Source organism: Acinetobacter sp. V89_7, assembly GCF_029967895.1.
In the GTDB taxonomy this organism is placed as follows: Bacteria; Pseudomonadota; Gammaproteobacteria; order Pseudomonadales; family Moraxellaceae; genus Acinetobacter; species Acinetobacter soli.
Genome location: NZ_JASCAJ010000026.1, coordinates 73,841 through 98,273 on the forward strand (window position 1 = coordinate 73,841; position 24,433 = coordinate 98,273).

Sequence of the window (24,433 nt, forward strand, 5' to 3'; positions counted from 1 at the left end):
TGCGGGGATTATTGAATTCCTAAACGCTGCCAAGCTTTTTGCAGACGTGATGATGACACTGGCATCTTGGTTTTCATGGGTTGTGAAAACAGTGAGATTCTCAGTTCTTCAACCATAAAATAAATCTCTTTAAGTTCAGGTTTATGCTTAAACTTAAAGAGCTTATCCATCCAAGGGTCAACATTGGCAATGGCCGACTCATCACGCTTTAAATTATTGGGTAAACGATCTAAACGCATTAATAATGCTTTTAAATAACGTGGATATTCAAGCCAAACCTCTGACCCTTGCGTATACACAAAGTCGCTAAGCTGCATTAAATCCAGCTGATCTTCAATATCGTCAATGCTACGACCAAAAATATCGCCATCCAGCATCATCAGTTGACGACGAATGTCTTGCCACTGAACAAAGATATCGGAAATCACTTCTAAAGCCTGCTGTCCATGCGTTAAGAACTGCTGTTTGACCTGTTTAAGCAGTGCTTCAAACTCAGCCTTATTGACTGGTAAGGTATCGATGCTGAGCTGAAGTGTCGCATACACCAGCATTTGCTCGAGTTTGGCTTTTTCACCCAAAGGTGAATAGGCCAAGAAAAGCGGTTTGGAAATCTGCTTTTTCAACTGGCGAGTTAAATCCCCCAACTGCATATGAATCAGGCGAATCACACCTTCACGATGCTGCTTAATCGCTTCATGCTGATCGTTAAAGGTTTGAATGACCACGCCAGATTCATCTTTTTGCTCGAGTGCAGTAAAAGCTTTAGCAGGTACCAAGGCTTGATACTGCTTTACCACCACACCCGTCACTTTCTGCGATGCTTCAAATACGAAGTTGTCAGGAAATTGTTGAAACTCGCCTTTCAACTGTTTCACCGGACGATGAGTTTCGGTACGACAACGCGCTTTGAGTTCAGCAAGGTCGCGTCCTTTTTCAAGAATACGCCCTTTTTCATCGGTCACCACAATAAACGGCACCAGATACTGCTCAATTCGCTCAAAAGAGAAATCTTTTTCGGTGATCTCTTCGCCACGAAGTGCAAAAGCCAAAAATTTAAAAATATGCTGATTTAAATGGACAGCATCAACTGATTGCATCAGTTTTTTGGCTGTATCGGGAATGGGAACCAAATGACGACGCTTGTCTTTAGGCAAAGATTTAAGCAAAGCTTCGATTAAATCCAGACGCCAACCCGGTATCCCCCAAGACCAACGATTTCCATCCACTTGTGGCAGTGCCTGCACTGGAATTTTAACCGTTGCACCGTCTTCATCATGACTCGGATCGAAACGATAACTGGTGGCCAGACGGAGTTCACCATTTTGCAAATAATCCGGAAATTGTTGCGTGGTTGGTCGATCATTTTGCCAGAGCGCATCGTCATCAATAAATAAATAACGGGGCTGTTTGGGTTCAACCGTTGCACGCCAATCTTCAAAACTACGTCGACTTGCTATTTCGGCAGGAACACGTTCGGCATAAAATTGATAGACTGTTTCTTCATCAACCACTAAATCACGGCGACGCAACTTGTCTTCAACTCGCTCAACTTCTTCGAGCTTAAGTAAATTATGCTTTAAAAATGGTGGCGTGATGCCTAAATTGCCAGTCGTGAGCGCATCACGTAGAAAAATTTCACGCGCAGCAGGATGGTCAACTTTTTCAAAATTGACCAGCCGCTTTGGCTCTACAATCAGGCCAAACAGCGAAATTTGTGCATAAGCTTGTACCAAGCCTGTTTTTTTCGACCAGTGTGGCTCGTAGTAGTGATATTTCAGTAAATCTCGTGCCGCAAGCAATATCCATTCCGGATCGATTTTGGCCAAAGTTCTTAAATACACCTGTGAGGTTTCGACCATTTCGAAGGCCATGACCCATGCCGTATTCGATTTGTGCAGCGTACTCGCTGGAAACACTTTGGCTTTTTGCTGGCGTACAGCCATATAAATGTTTCGTTCATCGGTTTTATTGGCAATAAACGACAGCAAGCCTGTTAGCAGTGCGCGATGCAAATTTTCATAGGTGGCAGTTTTTTCATTAAAAGATAAATTTAAGCCTTTTGCCAGATCGACCAACTGTGCATGGGTTTGCTTCCACTCGCGCAAACGTAACCAGCTCAGAAAATGCTGACGAGCAAAATGACGACGTTTATTTTCACTCGATGTTTCCGGGCTATTTTTTAAGGTATCCCAGAGTTTAAGATAAAACAAAAAGTCAGAGTCAGCTTCACGAAACAACGCATGTTTCTGATCGGCTTGCACTTGTTTGTCGGCAGGACGCTCACGCGGATCTTGTACCGCGAGGGCACTCACCACCACCAAAATTTCGTTCAACACGCCAAAGTGAGAACCGCCGACAATCATACGCGCCAAACGCGGATCGATCGGCATGCGTGCCATGATTTGCCCAACTTGAGTCAGTGTGGCTTTTTGTTCATTAAACGCGCCCAGCTCGACCAACAGCTTGCGTCCGTCATTGACTAAACGATGGTCTGGCGGTTCAATAAAGTCAAATTCTTCAACGCGCCCCAAGCCCAAGCTTTGCATCTGTAAAATAACCGAAGCCAAATTGGTTCGTTTAATTTCAGGCTCAGTAAAGGCCGGACGGCTAGTAAAATCTTCTTCGCTGTATAGACGAATACATACACCCGGCGCAATACGACCACAGCGTCCTTTACGCTGATTTGCTGCGGCTTGTGAAATGGCTTCTATGGGTAAGCGCTGTACACGAGAGCGATAGTTATAGCGCGAAATTCGCGCAAAGCCGCTATCGATGACATAGCGAATATTGGGTACGGTCAGCGCGGTTTCGGCAACGTTGGTCGAAATGATAATTCGACGGCCTTTATTTCCCGGCGTAAAAATCTTTTGTTGTTCGCTTAAACCCAAACGAGCGTATAGCGGCAAAATTTCGGTATGCTTCGGGCCATATTTTTCTAATGTTTCTTGTAACTCTCGAATTTCCTGTTCAGTACTTGAAAAAATCAGGATATCTGCATGCTGCGGATGGCCTTTTTCTTCGGCATCGGCAAAGCATTCTTCAACTGCCTGTACCACTGCGCGCGGTAAATTCTCTTCAAAATCATCAAACTCATCGTCATCACTACTGCCAATACTTAGCTCAGAAATTGGGCGATAACGGACTTCAACCGGAAAGCTTCGACCTTCCACTTCAAAAATGGGTGCATGATTAAAATAAGCACTAAAACGGTTTACATCTAGCGTTGCCGAAGTAATGATGACTTTTAGATCAGGGCGTTTGCTCAAAATTTGTTTGAGATAACCCATAATAAAGTCGATATTCAATGAACGCTCATGCGCTTCATCGATGATGATGGTGTCGTATTTATTTAAAAAGCGGTCATGTCCTAACTCAGCCAGTAAGATACCGTCTGTCATGAGGCGCACGATGGAATCATTCGAACCTTGCTCATTGAACCGCACTTTAAAACCGATTGATTCGCCTAGCTTTTCGCCCACTTCTTCTGCAATACGCTGAGATACGCTGCGTGCTGCCAAACGACGCGGCTGCGTATGACCAATCATGCCAGTAAGACCACGACCAGCCAGCATAGCAATTTGAGGTAACTGTGTGGTTTTTCCTGAACCGGTTTCACCGGCTACAATAATCACCTGATGTTTTTGAATTGCTGCAATCAATTGGTCTGCATATTGGGTAACTGGCAGATCCTGATTCAGTTTAATGTTGGGTAAACGTGCTAGGCGTGCTTTGACTTGAGCATTGGATTTCTCAAATAAAGACTGATATTGCTCTGGATTTTTATCTTTATCCTTGCCTAGTCGATTTAAGCGATGTCGGTCACGCACCATAACCATTTGATCTACATCTAAACCACTATGCACAGATAAGTATTCCTAATCATTTTCAATAGATCGTCCATTTTACGCGGGAATATGCATGAACGAAAGTCATTCAGTCTATTTCTTTTTTTGTGAATGCGCTTGAAATTAATCACATACGCCTCAATACAAACAAGAATGCGGCGTGCTGAAGGCTGTCATAGAACGATCATACAATTTGCCTAGAGTTGTAATAGCGATCGGATGGAGAAATGTTAGGCAATTGTATATTCAATTCATTTTTCCGATATTGTTTATGCAAAAATACTATTTCCCCAATAAATCAAAGTTCTTTATTCTATTTTAAGTTTTAAAGTTAACGATAACATCTCATTCATGATATATGGAGAAATTGATGAGCTTAATTAATACTGAAGTTAAACCATTTAAAGCAACAGCTTACCATCAAGGTCAATTTGTTGAAGTCACTGAAGCCGATCTTAAAGGCAAATGGTCTGTTGTATTCTTCTATCCTGCAGACTTTACTTTTGTTTGCCCAACAGAATTAGAAGATTTGGCTGACAACTACGAAGCATTCAAAAACCTTGGTGTTGAAATTTATGGTGTTTCTACTGACACGCATTTCACACACAAAGCTTGGCACGACACTTCAGAAGCAATCAAAAAAATCCAATACCCATTAGTAGGCGATCCAACTTGGACGCTTTCTAAAAACTTTGACGTGTTAATCGAATCTGCTGGTCTTGCTGACCGCGGTACATTCGTGATCGACCCTGAAGGTAAAATCCAAATCGTTGAAATCAACGCAGGTGGTATCGGTCGTGACGCTCAAGAACTTCTTCGTAAAGTAAAAGCAGCGCAATACGTTCACGCTCACCCAGGTGAAGTATGCCCAGCTAAATGGAAAGAAGGCGAAGCAACACTTGCTCCTTCTATCGACCTTGTTGGTAAAATCTAATTTACCCACAGAAAAGGCCGCCCATTTGGGCGGTTTTTTATTGAAAATATTTTAAAAAAACCATTAAAAAAGCCCGCTTAACGGGCTTTTCAGCAACATGTAATATCAGCGTTACGGCACTAATATTCTGATGTTTAACGCAGTCGTATTCAGGCTTGCATATCTGTGTTCACCTGACTAAGTTATCCTTGAAATCAGGAAGAATATGTTGGCCTTGAACTAACATTAACACTGAAATACAAAACGGTCAATATTTAATCAATTTAATGTCCTTTTTTAGTACCAATCAATCATATTAAATTTCAATTACTTAGTATTTAATCGTTTTGAAAATAACATTCCATCGCAATTTTTAACAATTGAGTAAAACAAAAAAGGTTTTGTTTGATCACAAAACCTTGAGTGCCTATATTTAACTTAGTGTCCTAATTGATGAATCAACGTGAGATGCTTACGCACGCCCTGATCAATCACATGCGGCATGATCGAATTCATCATGACAAAACCACGTTCAGGCCAACCAATGTAGATGGTTTGTTTGTCTTGCAAAATGGATTGCACGATCACTTTAGCCACCAGTTCTGGACTGTCTGCCTTGCTTCCCATCGCCTTCATCAAATCGATAGCTGCCTGACTGTTCATGGTGGTCTGGGTCGCGCGTGGCGCCACATAAAGTACCTGAATATTGCTATCTGCAAGCTCTCGTCTAAGTGCTTCCGAGAAGCCTCTTAAGGCAAATTTAGTGGCACAATAAGTGGTGTATCCTGCAAAACCCAATGAGCCATAGATGGAACCAACATTGACAATCTTGGCCTGACCACCCGCATTTAATTTTGAAATCAAACCTGCTGTTAAGCTCATGGGCGCAGTGACATTTAAATGCACCAATTTCTGAATTTGCTCAGGTGTTTGATGATCTAAAGTAGCAAAGCAATTTACTCCCGCGGCATTGATCAGCAGATTTAAGCCATCAATTTGCTGAGCAGTCTGAATGACCTTGTTTAGATCTTCAAAATTGAGTAAATCTGCACGCAGAACTTTGATTTGCCCCGTATATTTTTGCTGCAAAGACGATAAAGCCTGTGTATTTCGCGCAATCGCCAAAACTTTAGCGCCTTCTTTACAAAGTGCATCACAGAGGGCAACTCCGATTCCCCCACTTGCACCGGTTAGTACCACATGTGCATTCGATAATTGCATCCCTGTCACTCCTCTTTTATGCAGCGAATCGCAGACCGAGCGCTGGAACTTGCTCGTACATCTGGGTATATAACGAGAACACGACTTTTGAACAATGAATAATGTCTTGTTGATCTTTTTCGTCGGTCACACTGTTCATGAGTTTTTCAAAATTTTGCATGTGCGAAATATCTAAACTACCGTGCGACTTTAAGTAGCTAAATGCTTTATTCGGTAAGTTTAGATGTTGCTGAATTTTCTCTGCTGCTTCGGTGGCCACTGACACACTAGTGCCTTCAAGCACATTAACCATACCAAACAACGCAATAGGGTTGACGCGTCTAACCTGATCAAATAAAAATGCCACCATCAATTCGATTGGCTGGCACGGGCGGCTATTTTTGACAATCTCTGGATCTACACCGCAAGCTTTGAGGTCATTTAAAATCCACTGCTCGTGCCCTGCTTCTTCTTCAATATATTCGCAAATGGCAGGTTGCAACCAAGACAGACGCTCTGGAAGTTGTGCGCCTGCGGCCATCATGAGGGGTACTGTAAAGCGCACATGATGATAGGCCTGGCTTAAAAATGCACAGTACTGTTCAAGTGACAAACGGCTATTTAACGCATCTTCAATCAGGGAGGTTGAAAAAAGTTTCTGTCTTTCCTGAGCGGTTGCATTTTGAAGTTGTTGAAAAAATTGCATAGTAGATTCCTTTAAGCAGAAAAAACATGTTGAAAACGACGTGCGATTTCATCGCGACGCAATCGGCCATTTGCAGTGGCAAGTTGATTGTTGGGGCTAAAGGGTTCTGTAAGCCGAACCCAGTGTTTGACCTGAGCGTAATCAGGCAACTGATGATTGGCATGTTGAATAATCTGATCGATCTGTTCGTTGGTAATGGCTGTATTCACCGGCCATAGCAGCGCGTAGTTTTCTGGTAAAGCTTCACCATAAACAAAAGCTTGCCCCACGACGCCCGTCTGACTTAAAAGCGCTTCGACCCATTCAGGATTAACATTACGACCAAAACTGGTAATGAACTGATGCTTTTTACGACCACGAATGTATAAAAAGCCATCTTGGTCAAGATGTCCTAAATCACCTGTCGGCCAGTATAGGTCTGGCATTTGTGGATGATTCAGGTATCCAAGGCAGCGGTTATTGGCCACTAAAATTTCGCCGTCTTCAGCAATTTTAACCTGTACATGCGACAAGGGTTTACCCACGCTCCCTGCACGATTCGCTTCTGGTGTATTCAATGCCACGACTGAAGCACACTCTGAAAGTCCGTAGCCTTGATAGACAGGTAATTGAAGTTTATTGGCTTTCTTGAGCAATTCTGGATTGACATGCCCACCGCCAACCGCAATAAACCGAAAGCATTCAGCGCGAATGAGTTTGGTGGAAACGGCCTCGACCAGCAAAGCAAGAAACTGAGGAACTAAAATCAGACTCTGTGGCTGTGAACTTTGAATAAATTTTGCGAAAGTTTGTATATCAACACTACTTGCGCCGCGCAATCCTAGTTCGGCTGCTTTGGCCAACTGGATGCTGCCGCCACACATTAAAATGGCATAGCAGCCGATATTTTCAAGTAACACCGCTAGCGGCATTAGGGCTAAATGTGTTTCAGGCTGAGATGAAGCAATCGCATGGCAGAGTGATTGCGCGACTGTTAGAATTTGTTCACTTCCTAAACACACAGCTTTGGGTTGACCCGTAGTGCCCGACGTAAAGGTTAATTTTTGAGTCGTTTCTGGTAACGCACTGTGTAGAGGTGCTTTTAAACGCCAGTACCCATGCTGTTTTTCATAGCTCGCCTGACCCTCTAAAATAAAATCAGACTGAGTAATAATTAGATCGGCTTGAGAAATTTCAAGACAATATTGCAGTTGTGAATGGGTAAAAAATGGAGGCAATAATATGGTGGGAATGTCAGCAAAAAGTAAAGCTAAATCCCAGAGTAGTAAATCGACCGAGTTTTCTAAAAACAAAGCCACCATACGAGTTGACAGCTGTGTCAATTGTGTTTGTCTGGCTTGAATTTCCGACCAAAGCATTTTATAGGTGATCTCTTGATCCTGATCACGAAGTGCAACCACATTTGGAGCACTCAAGCTCAATTGCTGCAATCTGGATTTAAACTCGGTTAGTTTAGGCAACATGATCGATATCCTCACGAAGTGCTTCCAAACCCATTGCATTAAAGATATTGAGCTGATTTAAATTAAACGCACATTGCATAACATCTGCTGCAAATACATGCGGATGATGGCTGTAATAACTTCCCCAATGCTCATAACCATCTTCCAGTCGCTCGGGGTCGGCATCTCTTAAATCAAGCAAAGATAGACCCAACTTTTTGAAGCTGTTAATGAGATGGTGATGCCCTGTAAAACTCACCCATTTAAAATGATTCTGTGCCAGTATCCATGTGAGAAAGCCGATAATTAAACGCGAACTACCATGATGGATCCCCGACAAATTCCCAACTTCAATTACCTGCTCACGCGTAAACACACGACCAGTTTTATCATTGATCATTTGCTCGATTGGTTTATCTAAGTATTGCTCCAGAAAGAGTGTGTGAGTCGCAGCTAATCGAATTCCTACGACAGCTTGACAGTGCATATTGCAATCAAACACTGCCAAAAAGACTGGCATGAACTGATAAATTTCAGCTGCATAAATGGCACGAAAACGATCTTGTACAAACTGTTCACACTGTGATCTGAGTGGATGAGCTTCGTCCACACAAAACATGTTGAGTTGTGTTTTTTTATCTTTCACTTCAATTGGAAAGTGTTCTTTAAATACTAGGCTCATTTGAATATTCCAAATATTCGATAAACTCAGTATCAAAATGAAAAATGAAGAGATTCTTAGGAAAACTTAAAAAATACTCAGTGTGATTATATTTTTTTGTAATTAAGCTAATTTTAAGATAAATAAAATTTAATAAAAATTAAATACTTAAATAAAATATGATTTTAAACCCTTGTTAACGATTCATCATATTTTAACTAAAAATCATTATAAAATGAGAACGCATACCATTTAAAATTATCATCGTGATATTTTAGTTATGATCATATTAAACTAATTTTAATTGAATATTCAAAAATAATAATCAGACCGTATCAATTAGACGTATAATTTCAAAAATTTCTTTGGGGAACGTTATGTCATCTATTTACTTGGCAGGCTCTGGCCAAACTGTTGCTAATGTAAGCGTAGACTATCCGCGACCTGACCGTTTAGTCAGTGGCAATCCGAAGCGCCTAACCTATGATCTTTATCAACATCCCGCAATGAATTGCGGCATTTGGGAATGTGAAGTTGGGTCATGGAATATTCAGTTCAGTCCGAACAAACAAGAATTTTTTAGCGTCATTCAAGGAAAAGTACGCATTCATGATGCTCAATCAGAGCAATTTATCGAGGTTGCTGCCGGTGAAGCGGGCATTATTCCCCCAAACTTTCAGGGTCGTTTTGAAGTGGTAGAGCAAGTCAAAAAGTATTTTGTGATTGTGGATGTAAGTTAAGGATTTTTATTGAGTATTCATAATGAACTCCCTCTTATATGGGGGAGATGAATACAACTTTTACATCTCAAACATTCATTTAGAATGAATATTTTTGATTTAAATACATGTTGTATAACATCACTAAAAAAACCCAAAATGTAATGGTTAATATTACAGCAATGAAAGTTTTAAAAATCATCCCAAATTGTTTTTTAGAATGGAAAGAAGTACTTTTGTGAGATCTTTTTATAGCTAAGGATCCTTTAATCATTAAAAATGAAAAAAATAAAAAAGGTAATATGATAAGCCCTAAGGAAAAGTAATATTCTGGAGGAAATTTTAAGTTAACAGCATCAAAACATTTTTGTTTTTCAATTTTTTCCTCAAGAGTAAGCTCAGATTGTTTTATTCCAAGATTGAATTCTTGATTAGATAAGTATTTATTCTCACAATAATCGATAAACTTTTCTTTTTGATTACGGTTATCAGCGCTTTTGGTACCAGGTGAATGGGTTAGGTTAAGATATACTCTAGTTGTCATTGTATAAACGGTTTAAAACGTCTGTGAAATTGAAATGATAGCAAATTTAAAGACTCCAGATCATTTACTTTTTTAATTAAGAGCTTCATTCATCCTCTTCTTGGTGCAATTTATTGTTTATTTCTGCAATGTTGTTGTCACTTTAATCAAAATCACAAACGCCAGACAATAAAAAAAGGGCTTACAAGTCATTGAAATTGCTTGTAAACCCTTGTTTTATCTTGGTAGGCATATCCAGACTCGAACTGGAGACCTCTACGATGTCAACGTAGCGCTCTAACCAACTGAGCTATACGCCTAAGTGGTTGCAATAATATTCAGTTTCCCTTACGAACACAAGCTTTTTCTAACGACTTTAATTCAGATGCACACAGTTTAAGCAATTCTTTGAATTTTATATAATCTTTGTCTGAAAATTCACCCGAAAACTGAATTTTTTCATGTACAGCAATCGCATCATCAAAAGGTTTTGTATGTTTTACATGCATCGAAAGTCGCTGAAACCATGATTTGAAGGTTTCACTTTTATTTTTTTGCAGTGGTCTATGAATCTTATGGCTAAAGCCATTAATCAAGCGCTTAAGTCTTGAGCATTTAGGTCGATAAAAATAACCATGGCCCCACACAAAAATGATGACGACCACAGCAATCAAACTCAACATCATCAACATAGCTTTGGTACTGGAAAAAATCCCCAAACCTGCCAAAAAATTCTGCTGACGATTTACATCATAGCCCACTACTTTACTTTGCCATTGATAGTCAAAATAATCGCGCCAGATGATGAGTGTTTTTAAAAAATTAAAATTATGTCTTGCCCATCCACTTTGCGCCTGATTACCCCAGACATTTTGGTTGCCCTCAAGATAGCGTTGCATACCTTCATCGATTCGAGCTGGTGCAATCACGGCAGTCGGGTCGATGCGTTGCCATGTATCATTTAAATAAACTTCGGTCCATGCATGAGCGTCAAGCTGGCGAACTTCCCAACTTTTTGCATCGGGTGCGAGCTGTCCGCCTTGATACCCCACCACTATTCTTGCCGGAATACCTGCATAGCGCATCAACAGTACAAAACTCGATGCATAATGCTCACAAAATCCTTGTTTGCGCTCAAAAAGAAACTGATCCATTCTGTTACCGCTCAGTACGCCAGGCGATAAGGTGTAAACAAAACCTTGTGTTTGATACCAGTGTAGTACGCGCTCGATATAAAGACTTGGATTCGAACTACTCTGCTGCCAGAGCTGTTGTGCAAGTGCAAAAGTCTGCGGTGCAAGCTGTTGGGGTGCATCTAGTGCTTGTCTTAACTGTATCGCTCGTGCAGTAGTATTGGTCTGTGTTTGCATCCAATACAATTCGATAGGTATATTGCCTGATGGTCTTCGAATTTGTTTAATACTGCCATCAGCATACTGCTGATAATTTGGATCGCGCACGCCTGATTGATCTAATCCCATGATCCATGACTGATTCGGCAAGGCCGATAAATATTGATAGCGAACCGCCTGATGAGGGAATATTTCGTTACGTATTGGAAGCTGATTCACCGTATGGCTCGTCCAGACAACGCCATCATACTGATCAAGCACCATCGCACGCCAATAGCGCTGTTGCTGTATGGGCAATTGCGTAAGATCACCCATAATACGAAAAGCCAAGGCGGTCGATTGAGACAATTCTGCAATGTCACCCGGCGACATCCGGTCACTCATTCCAGTCATGCCCTGGTGAGAGGTAAGCGGAACATGCCAAAGTGGTGGAAAGCGGGGAAAAAATATAAATAAAATCAGGAAAAACGGAGTTGCAATCAAAATAGTTCGTATTGTTAAAATCACATCATGCTTGATAGATGATCGCGTAGAGTTCGTCTCTATAAAACCATGAATTTGAATACGATATAATCCAATTAAACAAAATATCAGCCCAACCAAAACGCCAATAAGCATCAAGGCTGACTGACTATGTAGAAATAAACTGGCACAGACAAAGAGACCAAAATTAAATACAACCAATAAATCTCGGGTACTTTTGCTTTCGATACATTTGGCATATAAGCAAGTCGTGAGTAATGCTACGCCCGCCTCGACACCCAAAAAGGTTTTAAAAGATAAATAAATCAGACCAAGGGCCGTACACACCAGTGCAACCAAAAATAATTTAGAAATAGGCTTTTGCGCAGCATAAAAATATCGCCATACGATTACCAGCAACATAATGAGCCAAATCAAAGACACCGACGCCGGCATATAAGCAAATTGAGCCACAAGCACCATGATCGTGAGTGGTAGTACAGCAAAATAAAGTTGCTTATCCATATCAGGCCTGCGCCAGTAATTTTCGGGCCTGAATCGAGTGATTAGGTCCCATGGATGGCTTTAAATGAGTTTGCGGTAAAATCAGTGAAAAAGAGCGATCAGCTTGCTCGCTCATTTCAATCAAATGCATCATCCAGCTTAATTTTTGTTCATGTTCGTGACCAGAGAGCGCGCTGTAATCAATCACCAGCTGATTGTGCTCAATGTGTGGTTCAAATTGTTTGGTTAGCCATCCTTGCCCACGTGCAAGATGCTTCCATGAAACATGCTGTAGCGTATCTCCTTCTCGATAAGCTTGCAGTTCACGAAAGTCATCCAAATCATGTTGCTGCTTAAGCTGCACATACTTGTCTTCCATCTCGATACTGATACTTGCGGGTGCAATCCATATTTTTTGTGTCACCTGTAAATACGTCCAAGCTTGTACAATTCCAAACGGATAACTCGACATAATTTTTATCCGAGGCAATTCAAACGCACCTCGTGTCGTTGGTATAAATTCTAATATGATACTGTCGCTCATTTGGTTGAGTAATATACGTTGCTGAGATTCAGGCAAATGAATCATTAAGTATCTGATCGCGTGATTTGACTGTTTAAACTGAAGCTGGATTTGCAATACATGATTGACCTGTCCAACTTCAGGACAAAAAATTTCTAGTTTGAGTTGATGGAGTTGTTTAAAGCTAAGATACACACTCAGGCACAGCAATGACGTAATTAAAAAGCAAAATCCCAAAATCAGATTATTGGCATAATTAATCCCGGCAATAAATGTAATGACAATTAATAACAGAAACAAAATGCCTTGTGGATGCAAAAAAATCAAAATATCACGTTGCTTCAAGATGGTACTTTGTTCCATCCGAAAACGTTTTTTTAACCATCGCTGCCAAAGTGTCCGCATTATCCAAACTCCTAATCATTGACCTCCACCTGGTCCATGAGTAAGTGAGCATCCTGCTCGGTCATTTTCATACGGTGTGCAGCCACCGCTGGAAACACTGTTTGTATATCGTCTGTAATGACATATTCACGACCTTCCACAAATGCCAATGCCTGAGCAGCCATTTTAATTGCGAGTAGAGCGCGTGTTGAAAGACCATGTGATTGCAAGCGACTGTAAGAAGCCAAGTCTAATATATAATTTAATACGACATCACTTAAATATACCTGCTGCACACATTGTTGCATCACCACAATATCGCCATGACTCAATACAGGTGTAATTTGCTCAAGAAGTGTCTGTCTTGAGGCATCGAGCAAGAGGCTTTTTTCTGCCGCACGTGATGGATATCCCAAGCTCAGTCGCATGAGGAAACGATCGAGCTGCGATTCAGGAAGTGCATAAGTGCCGCTCTGAAAAATTGGATTTTGTGTAGCAATCACCCAAAATGGCTCGGGGAGTTTATATGTCACACTATCTAAGGTCACTACGCCCTCTTCCATCGCTTGCAACAGCGCACTTTGCGTTTTGGGGCTACAACGATTGATTTCATCGGCCAGTAAAATCTGGGTAAAAATAGGGCCATGCTTAAACTCAAAATTAGATTCTTTTTGATTAAACATATTCATGCCAATCACATCACTGGCCAGCATATCGTTGGTAAATTGAATCCGATTAAAGTGCAACCCCGCAAGCTTAGCCAAAGCACTGGCCAAAGTTGTTTTACCTAATCCCGGTAAATCTTCAAATAGCACATGCCCACTGGCCAGCAAACAGACCAAGGACAACTTGGTTTGAACCGGTTTATCTAAAATGATCTGATTAATCTGATTTAAAAAAAGCTGAATGCTTGGCGTGTAATGTTCAATATGATGTTGAAGAGATGAATGTTCTTTTACATATGTCGATGATTCTAATTGTTGTTTTTTCCACATTGAAATGGCTCATAAAAAAACGGCATATGCTCAAACATACACCGTTTTTTATTTTTTCTAAAGCAATTACATAACGATTAACACGGACATTTCTTCAAATTTCCACCTTTCGATGGATAGCGAGAGTCGACACAATAGCGATGAAAAGTTTTTTCATCCATCGGGGTCAAATCCGCGTGGTGCTTCTTCATATGATCCAAATAAGTCTGATAATCAGGCACCCCTACCATCAAGCGAAAACTTTGCTGTAAGCGCTTAAATAAATTTGCAATTCTCGACCAATTTTTAGGTGAGAGAAGCAGATCTTTTTGCGACATAATGGTCATTTTGATGATTTTCACAATCATCGCTTTACCATTTTTTCCAATTCTTAGTTCCATCGCTATTTTCCTTGTGTGACGGTAGACGCATCTGCATCCTCATACACAGCAGGTGCTTCATTGACCGTAGGGACTTTGCTTGCAAGCGCACGACGAATCACACCAATCGACGCAATTACCATGACGATTGCAACCACCATAAAGAAACCACATAGCACTGCATTGATTTGATTTGAAATCACTACAGCTTGCATTTCTGCCATTGTTTTTGCTGGTTTTAATAGCTCACCACGAGCAATTGCATCTGAAAAACGGTTGGCCTGTGCCAAAAAGCCAATTTTTGGATTTTCGTGGAAAATCTTTTGCCAGCCAGCCGTCATACAGGTAATAAGTAAGAAAATTGTTGGAACAATCGTGACCCAAACATACTTTTCTTTTTTCATCTTAAACAAGATGACTGTACCTAAAATCAGTGCCATTGCAGCAAGCATTTGGTTACCTACACCAAACAGCGGCCACAACGAGTTAATCCCACCAAGCGGATCAACTACGCCTTGATAAACGAAGAAGCCCCATCCACCCACAGCAACAGCAGTACCGATAATATTCCCCACAAATGAGCCTGATTTTTTGATTGCGGGAATCACAATACCAACAGTGTCCTGAACCATAAAACGGCATGCACGGGTACCGGCATCAACTGCGGTTAAAATAAATAAAGCTTCAAACAAGATTGCAAAGTGATACCAGAAAGCCATCATCGAGCGATTGTTGAAAATTTCAGAGATGATGTGCGCCATACCAATGGCAAAGGTTGGTGCTCCACCCGTACGCGATAAAATAGTCGACTCACCTACTTCTTGAGCCAGCAAGGTTAATGCTTCTGGGGTAACCACAAAACCAAGGTTACGCACCGCTTCTGCTGCGGTTTCGACTGTGGTCCCTAAAACGGCTGCCGGTGCATTAATGGCAAAGTACACTCCCGGATCCAGTACTGTTGCACAGATCATGGCCATGATGGCCACAAATGATTCCATTAACATACCGCCATAACCGATCATACGAATATTGACTTCGTTATCGACCAGTTTTGGTGTCGTGCCACTTGAAACCAAGGCGTGGAAACCTGAAATCGCACCACAGGCAATGGTAATAAACAAAAACGGGAACAAACTACCAGAAAATACTGGACCCGTCCCATCAATAAAATGTGTGACCGCTGGCATTTTGAGCTCAGGTAATGCCACCATAATACCGATTGCCAGACCAGCAATCACACCAATTTTTAAGAAAGTTGATAAATAATCACGTGGCGCAAGCAGTAACCAAACCGGTAATACCGAAGCAATAAAGCCATAAACTATTAGGCACCAAGTGAGTTGTGTACCTGTCAGGGTGAAAAATGGCCCCCAATATGGATCGGCTGCAATATGTCCACCATACACAATGGCCAGCATCATCAGTACAAAGCCAATGATAGAAACTTCGGCGATTTTACCCGGACGTAAATAGCGCATATACACACCCATAAAGAGTGCGATTGGAATGGTTGCGGCAATACTAAATACGCCCCATGGACTGTGTGCCAATGCTTTGACCACCACCAGTGCCAGAACCGCTAGAATGATAATCATGACGCCCAGTGCACCCAGCATCACAACCACACCCGCAAAAGAACCAAGCTCTTGTTTGGCCATTTCACCCAGCGAGCGTCCGTCTCGGCGCGTCGAGATAAACAAGACCATAAAGTCTTGTACTGCACCAGCCACCACAACACCGACCAAAAGCCAGATAGTGCCTGGCAAATAACCCATCTGCGCGGCAAGAATAGGACCAACCAAAGGCCCTGCACCTGCAATTGCAGCAAAGTGATGCCCAAACAATACATATTTATTGGTTGGAACATAATCTAAGCCATCGGTTAAACGATGTGCAGGGGTTAACCGTCGTGAATTTAATTCAAATACTTTGGTGGCGATGAATAAACTGTAAAAACGATACGCAATGCTGTAAACACAGATGGCCGCGAGCACGAGCCAAACGGCGTTGACATGCTCACCTCGACTGATGGCAAGGATTCCAAATGAAACTGCGCCAATAATGGCAACCAAACTCCAACCAAGTTTTGCGCTGAGGGTAGATTTCCTTTGTATATTATCCATTTATAACCTCATTGTTTGAAACACGAAATGCCCTTTAAAACGTATTTTTGTGAAACTTAAGCTCGTGACTTTACTCCTTATTTTGTTATTTTAATGTACTACTTTGGCATAAAAAAAGGGTGATAATCTATCACCCTTTCATCATAATCTATTCAATCAAGATTATGCACGCTCTAAATATTCACCTGTACGGGTGTCTACACGAACGCTTTCTTCTTGCTGAACAAATAAAGGTACGCGTACTACAGCACCTGTTTCAAGTTTCGCAGGCTTACCGCCACCGCCAGAGGTATCGCCACGAACACCCGGATCGGTTTCAACAATTTTTAATACCACAAAGTTTGGCGCACTAACGTTTAATGGAACACCATTAAACAGCATGATGGTGCACTTCTCGTTCGAGTCGTCTTTTAACCATTTCGCTGCATCGCCCATTGCAGTTTTGTCTGCTGCAATTTGTTCAAACGTAACAGGGTCCATGAAATTCCATAGCTCGCCGTCGTTGTAAAGATAGTCCATCTCAACTTCAACAATATCAGCAGCTTCTAATGAATCACCAGACTTGAATGTTTTTTCTAAAACTTTACCTGTTTTAAGGTTACGAAGTTTTACACGGTTGAACGCTTGACCTTTACCAGGTTTTACATATTCATTTTCCATGATTGAACATGGGTTACCGTCAAGCATGACTTTAAGGCCTTGCTTGAATTCATTTGTAGAATAACTGGCCATGACTGGCACACTCCAAACTTACTAACTTAAATGTATTAATGCTAGACTAGCATTATTTTTTCCGTGTCGCATGATAAACTATTTATATCAAGAGCAAAACTGGCAATCGCAACTCAGTGATCTAATCACCGATCCTTTTGAGTTACTTGATCAGTTAGAGATCTGTTCAGATGCATTATTATCTGGGGCAATTTTAGCATCCAAAAGCTTCAAATTACGGGTTCCTCGTGCTTTTGTAGGTAAAATGCGTAAAGATGATCCACTCGATCCTTTGCTGCTGCAAGTATTGCCGCATCATCTTGAACTTGAAGAACATCCTGAATTTGTGACTGATCCACTGGGTGAAGAAGCAGCCAACCAGCTCCCCGGCGTTTTACATAAATATCAATCTCGTTTTTTACTCACCCTGACCGGTGCCTGTGCTGTTCATTGTCGTTATTGCTTTCGTCGGCATTTCCCTTATCAGGAAAACTTACCTAAACAGGATGAATGGCCCCAAATTAAAGCCTATATCGAGCAAAATCCACATATCAATGAAGTAATTTTAAGTGGTGGAGATCCGCTCACTCTCAGTAACCGTAAACTTAAACTTTGGATCGAACGCCTAGAATCGCTTCAGCAAGTGAAAATTTTACGTATTCACTCGCGTGTTCCAGTGGTGATCCCGCAGCGTCTTGATACTGAATTGCTTGAAATTTTAAAAAGTACGCGCTTACGCATTATTATGGTCATTCATGCCAACCATGCCGCCGAACTTGATGACCAAACCTGTGCATATTTAGAGAAATTAAGCCAACATGGGATTACCGCATTGAATCAGGCAGTATTACTCAAAGGCGTTAATGATGATGCACAAACTTTGATTGAACTCAGTCAGCGCTTGTTCGATGCACGCGTGATGCCGTATTATCTGCATGTACTTGATAAAGTAAAAGGTGCTCAGCATTTTGATCTGAGCGGATCAAAAATCGATGAGATTTATCATGACATTTTGGCGGGCCTACCCGGTTATCTTGTTCCAAAACTGGTTCGAGAGATTGCTGGCGAAAAAAACAAAACACCGTTATTTGGCAAGCTGACTTTTTAATTAAAACGTATTACAGCCAATATGAATAAAGTTTTTACCGACATTCTTCAACGCCCCATCATTTTCAATCGAAATGAACTGAGCTTTGCTGCCGCAGAGCCAGACGCCGTGGCATGTTGGGTCAGTTCGCTTTCACTTTTACCGCTCGGTGATGCTGCCAAAGCATTATTTGAAGCACTGATTGAAATCAACGAACTTGAATGCTCAGAGACGCTTCGATTTGATTTTTTACAGATTTTATCACCGCAATTCAATCATGTACTACAACATCTAGAAAGCCACTTTTTTAATCAGGGTCTGATTCATAGTGATCGAAACGATCATATTATTGAACTTGCTTTTCGCTTAAGAACCTGTCTGGCGAATGGTTATATCATTATCGCCAAGCAAAGTTCAGCACAATTGGCACAGCAAAAGTTTTCACTTTTTGCACTGAATAAAAAGAAAAATCTGAAGGCAGCCAAAACATTATCGATTTACTATGCCATGCATGAGTTAACTCAACTGGTGTATCAGCAGCAAATGATGTACAGCAAACCTGCCACAGGCCAATGGTTATGCATTCACTGGTTATTTGATCTGGCACAAAAAGGCAAAGTAGAGCTCGAAAACATCAACCAGCTGCAAGGTCTTAATCGACCTCTTAAAAATATTTTACGATCCTATCATCAAGTCATTTTGCTACATATTCTCAATACCAATCAGATTCGTCAGTCTGAAATTCAGTCTTTATACGAATGTAGTTTTGAATGGGCAAAGCTGATTCAACTCGAATATAAAGAATCTCAAAGCTCGAAGTATGTTATTGATAAAACTAAAGATCTGCCGCCAGCCTATAATCGAAAGCAATATCCGGCAATTTTTCCTAATTTATTTATTTCAACACAACCTTTGCTCGAACATATCACTGCAACACTACACAAGAGTGATGATTATCTCTCTACAATAGAAAAACAGTTTTTAACGCCTGCGCTTAAGTTTCATGTACAAAATATTTTAGGAAGTATTGGCGAGCGTCGTCATGAGCGTTTTGAATCATCAGGCCAATTACATATTTGCTTTGGTCTTCATACTGCTCATTTTTACTTGTCAAAAAGCAAAAACTTTATCGACACCCTTGAGCACGACATCGTACTAAACGAAACTACAGATCACTTCTCCATTGAAAATATTGATAAAACACTGTTTTCACTGCCATCACGCTTATCGCGTGAAGCAAAAAAAATCTATATGACCGATATCCTCGATATGAGTGTAAGTGGTTACCGTATCAAATGGCCTGAGGAAATCCCTGCTCATTTAAAAACTGGCGAGTTGATTCTGGTTAAAGAGAACATCCATGGCAAATGGCGTGGCGGTGTGATTCGCTGGATCAAACAAGCCTCAGAAAAAAATCTTGAAATGGGACTCGAAATTTTAACCAAAGACGTTTTGCCCTGTGCGGTACGTCTAGAAAATCAAGATCAATCACATTATCTGCCCGCTCTACTGGTTCAAAGTCAGCATTTAGATCATGCAAAACTCACCTTAATCATCGCCAACTATTCTGTTTTTCAGCAACAAAATACTCTAAAACTTCAAATAGGCACCGAGGAATTTGTACTTTATTTACTCAAAGCTCAATTAATAACGCAAAGTTTTATTCAGTTTGAGTTTGATTTACCCGATGAAGCACAAAAAAATACGCTAAAAAACGTTATGATACGTCACAGCAGAGTGAACTAACGATACGTTAAGGACAAAATTGAAGTGAGAAACGCGTTGCTTAATAAAAACTCAAAACACTCCGACCTCCGCATTCTCTTCATAGACGATAATCAGCTTCGCTATAATCAATTTATTGATCTTTTGGCAGCCAAGGATTACAGCGCTCAAGCGATTTTGCTCGATGATCTGATCAGTTTTGAAAAATATCTTAAGCAGCGCTGGGATCTGGTCATTTTTGCAAATGCTTATGATCTTGATCTGGCGCAGACGATTGCAATAGTGCAGCAACAGGCAGAGCCGAGCTTACCGATTCTATTTCTGACTACCGGCACCCTTACTGCTATCGAGCAAACGCACTTGATACAACAAGGCCTGTATGATTTGATCGATCTTTCTCAGCCTGAGCAGTTTTATGTGGTACTATCACGTGCTTTAAATTACAGTGGCTTGCTTCAAAACGAACATCGTTTAAGCAATGAGTTAAATGCAGCTCACCTTCGAACTCAGTCATTGGTCCGTCAAAGTCGTAAAGCCATCGCATTGATTGAAGAAGGCATTCATATTCAAGCCAATGCCGAATATTTGGCACTCTTTAAGATCGCACACCAAGATGATGTAATTGGCTTGCCTTTACTGGATATACTGCAACCTGAAAATGTAGCTGCATTTAAACAGTTTTTTAAACGGATTAGCGTGCAACATCCCGAACGAAACCGCATCGTTCTTCAATCTCAGCATCCCGAACTGATTAATAACGACCCTTTACGTTTGAATTTTTTGCCACATGGCGATGATACCGTTCAACTGAGCATCGATTGTGAGCAGTTCGATACACCATTATTTGATTTTGAATTTGAAGCACTTGAACCACAAAAAATTGATGATGTTGATCTGCCAGATCTTGTGCAAAACAGTCCATTTGATATCGTTGAGTGGCTCAATCAACAGCTTAAACGCGCGCCAGCCAAACTGAACAGTATTGTCATTTTTGCACCACTCTATCACTTTGAAGCGATTTATTCACATGAATGGCGTGCAATACCAGCTTACTTTAATGAGATTGAAACAGTCATTGAACGTTTTTTAGAAGCCGTTGCATTTCAAAAACTCGATCACGGCGCATATCTCGCCATTTTTCAGGCGGTTTCAATTGAAGCCTTACGCACAGAACTCATGCAGCTAGAAACTAAAATTAGCAAGACGTTCCCTTATGTTAGCCAAAGTTTGAATCTAGAAACTTCACTTAAAACAGGATACTGCCTTATACCAAGCCAAGTTGAACATACAGAGAGTCTTGAAAACTATATCAACAAAGCCTTGCATCAGGCATTACCTCACAAGGAAACCACTCAAGCTTCTCCAAAAAGCACACCACACGTTCAACTACAACGGCATGTTGTCACAGCACCTGCTGAATTGCATACAAGTTTTGCACAGCAGATCAAAAATCAACTTGAGCAAAATACACTCGAGCTTCGCTATCAACAGCTCTACGACAAACAAGACCAGACATTATATATTTATGAAGTCAGCTATGGTCATTTAAACAATAATCAATGGGATAGCCTGCTCGATCATGCAGATCTTCAAGATGCACCTGAATTGATGCTCCAGCTGGATCGTTATGTACTTGAACAGTCAGTCAAGCAACTCAAACAATTTATTCAGCAGTATCCATCTGCCAAACTGATCATTAATTTAAGTGAATTTTTCTTTGCTTTGCCGCAAATTTCTGCACTCATGCAACAGCTACTCTCTATATTAGGAAGTAAAGAACAGCATCCAATTGTGATTCAACTACCTTTTTCAGCACTAAATAAAATTACGCCTCAAGCACAGCAGCAACTTTCAATACTGCACCAGTGCGGTGTATTCATTTCGATTCGTAATTATATGCCAGATCCGCAACTCAGTTCCATTTTGCAAAAGAGTAATGTGCGTTATTTGCGTCTGAATGCGAAGTTTAATCAGGACTTATCAGTTGAACAATCAGCACTGGATTTACAGGCTCAAATCGAACATGCCCAGCTTCCTGCGGCCATTGAACTCATTATGCCCGAGCTTAATGATGTCAATGTATTTGCAAATGCGTGGAATATTAGCGCGCGTTATCTGCAAGGCAACTACTTTCAAGTTAAACTTGATCGTCTGGTCGATGTTCAAGATCAACACTGAGCCGTATAACAGACATAAAAAAACGGGCATAAGGCCCGTTTTTTTGTTTTTCAGTATTAACGTTTGATAGAACGTGACATACCAGAGAAACGTTGTTTGAACTTGTCGATACGACCGCCTGTATCTACGTTCTTTTGCTTACCAGTGTAAAATGGGTGGCAAGCTGAACATACGTCAAGGTAAAGAGTGTCTTTAGCAAGTGCAGAACGAGTTTCAATAACGTTACCGCATGAACAAGTAGCAACTAATTTTTCGTATTTTGGGTGAATATCGGCGCGCATGGTCGATGACTCCTAATTGAAGAAAGGCTTAAGCTGTCATCGCAATCAACCACTCTCAATATAAAAACTGAGGAAAAAGGCTAAATCATTAGCAGGTTAACACGACAACAGACCATTCTTTTGGCCCACCGAGGCTTATAAGCCAGAGCTAAGCACAACAAGTGGGTAAGATTATACGCCTTTTAAAGCAAAATTGCGAATCTTTATTCTGATCTTACCAGCGTTTCTTCATCAGATTGCTGCTTGGCCAAATAATTCGCGATAATTCCACAGGTCATGAGCTGAATTTGATGGAAAATCATAATCGGCAATACAATCATACCTAGCGGCTGACCAATGAATAAGATCTGCGCCATAGGTACACCACTGGCCAAAGTTTTTTTGGAGCCACAGAAAAAAATAGAAATTTGGTCTTCGCGGTTAAAGCCAAGCAATCGAGAAATATAAAATGCACTCAGCATAATGATGGTGAGTAGCACTGAGCATGAAATAATCAATGCAATCAGTGTTCCAATTCCAACCTGATGCCACAAACCGGCAATCACTGCACTACTAAATGCACTGTAAACCACCATTAAAATAGTGCCCTGATCAAATGCTTTTACAATACTTGGCACTTTTGCCATGAGTGGGAAAACATAAGGTCGAAGAAGCTGCCCTAAAATAAATGGCACCAACAACAAAAGTGCAATTTGAATAATTGAAGATGTTGGATCGTAATCATGCTTTGAATGACCAAAAATAAATAGACTGACCATTACAGGTGTAATGAACATTCCGATTAGATTTGAAAACGATGCACTGCATACTGCGGCTGCAACATTGCCTTTAGCTACTGAAGTGAAGGCAATTGATGATTGGACGGTAGAGGGCAAAAAGCACATAAACAAGAAGCCCCAATATAGCTCTTGTCCTAAAATAGGTACCAAAACAGGCTTGGCCAATAAGCCGAGTGCAGGAAAAAATACAAAGGTAAAAATAAACACTAAACCATGTAGCCGCCAATGCATGATGCCTTGAACAATCGCTTCACGAGATAGTTTGGCGCCATGTAAAAAGAATAAAATAGCAATCGCAATATTGGTTACGACGCTAAATATATCTGCAGCATGCCCGTAAATTGGTACAAAAGAGGCCAACAATACCATCGTAAAGAGTAATAAAGTGAAGCGATCTAAAGCCAACAGCTTAAGCATGGAACAATATCCTTATGTATATGTAAGAAGACCAGTAACACTGTGTTTACTAAAAGGTAAACGCTATGTTACTGGTCTGACAGTATAAATCCAGTTTTTTGAAGAAATGCGCGTTATTTAGTTAAACTATTTCACTCAAGCGTTAATTATTACGCGCATTATTATCTTGCTGGATCAATTCGATTTTATAACCATCTGGATCTTCAACAAATGCAATTACTGTCACGCCGCCCTTCATTGGACCTGCTTCACGTACCACCTTGCCACCACGTTGCTTGATTTCTTCACATGCCTTATAGGCATCTTCAACACCAATGGCGATGTGACCATACGCATTTCCTAAATCATAGCTAGAGGTATCCCAGTTATGTGTCAGCTCTAAAACAGTATGATCATCTTCACTGCCGTAGCCAACAAATGCCAAAGTGAAACGGCCTTCTTCGTAATCACGTTTGCGCAGTAAGGTCATGCCTAAAACTTCGGTATAAAACTGGAGAGAGTTCTCTAAATTGCCTACTCGCAACATTGTATGAAGCATTCGCAT

20 protein-coding genes and 1 tRNA gene are annotated in these 24,433 nt (G+C 40.9%); 5 read left to right on the plus strand and 16 right to left on the minus strand.

Translation table 11 applies throughout. The annotated features are described in order from the left end of the window. Positions 1-8 precede the first annotated feature (8 nt). Entirely contained in the window at positions 9-3,863 is a 3,855-nt protein-coding gene (gene hrpA, locus QLG00_RS08170; RefSeq protein ID WP_282470780.1) for an ATP-dependent RNA helicase HrpA, read from the minus strand. A 352-nt stretch (positions 3,864-4,215) separates the two neighbouring features. Between hrpA and ahpC the strand changes: the two genes are divergently transcribed. Beyond that, entirely contained in the window at positions 4,216-4,779 is a 564-nt protein-coding gene (ahpC, locus tag QLG00_RS08175; RefSeq protein ID WP_004938324.1) for an alkyl hydroperoxide reductase subunit C, read from the plus strand. A 417-nt stretch (positions 4,780-5,196) separates the two neighbouring features. On the opposite strand, the gene QLG00_RS08180 is transcribed toward ahpC, so the two are convergent. From QLG00_RS08180 to QLG00_RS08195, 4 genes are read right to left on the minus strand one after another with little or no spacing between them, the layout of a single operon-like run. Then, complete coding sequence (locus QLG00_RS08180) at positions 5,197-5,979, minus strand: SDR family oxidoreductase (protein WP_282470781.1); 783 nt, start codon at positions 5,977-5,979, stop codon at positions 5,197-5,199. A 16-nt stretch (positions 5,980-5,995) separates the two neighbouring features. Further along, positions 5,996-6,664: an iron-containing redox enzyme family protein gene (locus tag QLG00_RS08185; RefSeq protein WP_004938329.1), complete on the minus strand. Its 669-nt coding sequence runs from the start codon at positions 6,662-6,664 to the stop codon at positions 5,996-5,998. A gap of 11 nt (positions 6,665-6,675) precedes the next feature. Then, positions 6,676-8,127, minus strand: a complete 1,452-nt coding sequence (locus QLG00_RS08190) for an AMP-binding protein (RefSeq protein WP_282470782.1) — start codon at positions 8,125-8,127, stop codon at positions 6,676-6,678. Beyond that, entirely contained in the window at positions 8,117-8,788 is a 672-nt protein-coding gene (locus QLG00_RS08195; RefSeq protein WP_282470783.1) for a thermostable hemolysin, read from the minus strand. Before QLG00_RS08195 ends, QLG00_RS08190 begins: the two co-directional genes overlap by 11 nt. A 356-nt stretch (positions 8,789-9,144) precedes the next feature. Between QLG00_RS08195 and QLG00_RS08200 the strand changes: the two genes are divergently transcribed. After that, positions 9,145-9,507, plus strand: coding sequence for a cupin domain-containing protein (locus QLG00_RS08200; protein ID WP_151753765.1), 363 nt, complete (start codon positions 9,145-9,147; stop codon positions 9,505-9,507). Between the two features lie 79 nt (positions 9,508-9,586). Here QLG00_RS08200 and QLG00_RS08205 read toward each other — a convergent pair whose 3' ends face one another. The 8 genes from QLG00_RS08205 to efp all read right to left on the minus strand — a co-directional run bounded on the left by QLG00_RS08205 (position 9,587) and on the right by efp (position 17,443). Beyond that, on the minus strand, positions 9,587-10,030 hold the full coding sequence (locus tag QLG00_RS08205) for a hypothetical protein (RefSeq protein WP_151791329.1): 444 nt from the start codon (positions 10,028-10,030) through the stop codon (positions 9,587-9,589). 222 nt (positions 10,031-10,252) lie between these two features. Then, positions 10,253-10,329: transfer RNA gene (locus tag QLG00_RS08210), tRNA-Val, on the minus strand. A gap of 18 nt (positions 10,330-10,347) precedes the next feature. Then, positions 10,348-12,348, minus strand: a complete 2,001-nt coding sequence (locus tag QLG00_RS08215) for a DUF3488 and transglutaminase-like domain-containing protein (RefSeq protein ID WP_282470784.1) — start codon at positions 12,346-12,348, stop codon at positions 10,348-10,350. 1 nt (position 12,349) lies between these two features. After that, complete coding sequence (locus tag QLG00_RS08220; protein WP_151965096.1) at positions 12,350-13,255, minus strand: DUF58 domain-containing protein; 906 nt, start codon at positions 13,253-13,255, stop codon at positions 12,350-12,352. An 11-nt stretch (positions 13,256-13,266) separates the two neighbouring features. Next, the gene (locus tag QLG00_RS08225) at positions 13,267-14,229 is read right to left on the minus strand and encodes an AAA family ATPase (RefSeq protein WP_282470785.1); all 963 of its coding nucleotides are present in this window, start codon (positions 14,227-14,229) and stop codon (positions 13,267-13,269) included. A gap of 77 nt (positions 14,230-14,306) precedes the next feature. Further along, positions 14,307-14,609, minus strand: a complete 303-nt coding sequence (locus QLG00_RS08230; protein ID WP_004938361.1) for a YbdD/YjiX family protein — start codon at positions 14,607-14,609, stop codon at positions 14,307-14,309. Between the two features lie 2 nt (positions 14,610-14,611). Then, complete coding sequence (locus QLG00_RS08235) at positions 14,612-16,711, minus strand: carbon starvation CstA family protein (RefSeq protein ID WP_004938363.1); 2,100 nt, start codon at positions 16,709-16,711, stop codon at positions 14,612-14,614. Positions 16,712-16,873: 162 nt separating this feature from the next. Further along, the gene (gene efp / locus QLG00_RS08240) at positions 16,874-17,443 is read right to left on the minus strand and encodes an elongation factor P (protein ID WP_004938364.1); all 570 of its coding nucleotides are present in this window, start codon (positions 17,441-17,443) and stop codon (positions 16,874-16,876) included. Positions 17,444-17,513: 70 nt separating this feature from the next. Between efp and epmB the strand changes: the two genes are divergently transcribed. From epmB to QLG00_RS08255, 3 genes are read left to right on the plus strand one after another with little or no spacing between them, the layout of a single operon-like run. Further along, on the plus strand, positions 17,514-18,530 hold the full coding sequence (gene epmB, locus QLG00_RS08245; RefSeq protein ID WP_282470786.1) for an EF-P beta-lysylation protein EpmB: 1,017 nt from the start codon (positions 17,514-17,516) through the stop codon (positions 18,528-18,530). A 21-nt stretch (positions 18,531-18,551) separates the two neighbouring features. After that, positions 18,552-20,255, plus strand: coding sequence for a GTPase (locus QLG00_RS08250; protein WP_151753073.1), 1,704 nt, complete (start codon positions 18,552-18,554; stop codon positions 20,253-20,255). A 24-nt stretch (positions 20,256-20,279) separates the two neighbouring features. Then, complete coding sequence (locus QLG00_RS08255; protein ID WP_282470787.1) at positions 20,280-22,412, plus strand: EAL domain-containing protein; 2,133 nt, start codon at positions 20,280-20,282, stop codon at positions 22,410-22,412. 56 nt (positions 22,413-22,468) lie between these two features. Here the strand turns inward: QLG00_RS08255 and rpmE are convergent, their stop codons facing one another. The 3 genes from rpmE to gloA all read right to left on the minus strand — a co-directional run bounded on the left by rpmE (position 22,469) and on the right by gloA (position 24,433). Continuing rightward, positions 22,469-22,693, minus strand: coding sequence for a 50S ribosomal protein L31 (rpmE, locus tag QLG00_RS08260; RefSeq protein WP_004938371.1), 225 nt, complete (start codon positions 22,691-22,693; stop codon positions 22,469-22,471). A gap of 203 nt (positions 22,694-22,896) precedes the next feature. After that, complete coding sequence (locus QLG00_RS08265; RefSeq protein ID WP_004947837.1) at positions 22,897-23,889, minus strand: bile acid:sodium symporter family protein; 993 nt, start codon at positions 23,887-23,889, stop codon at positions 22,897-22,899. Between the two features lie 142 nt (positions 23,890-24,031). Continuing rightward, positions 24,032-24,433: a lactoylglutathione lyase gene (gene gloA, locus QLG00_RS08270; RefSeq protein ID WP_004947839.1), complete on the minus strand. Its 402-nt coding sequence runs from the start codon at positions 24,431-24,433 to the stop codon at positions 24,032-24,034.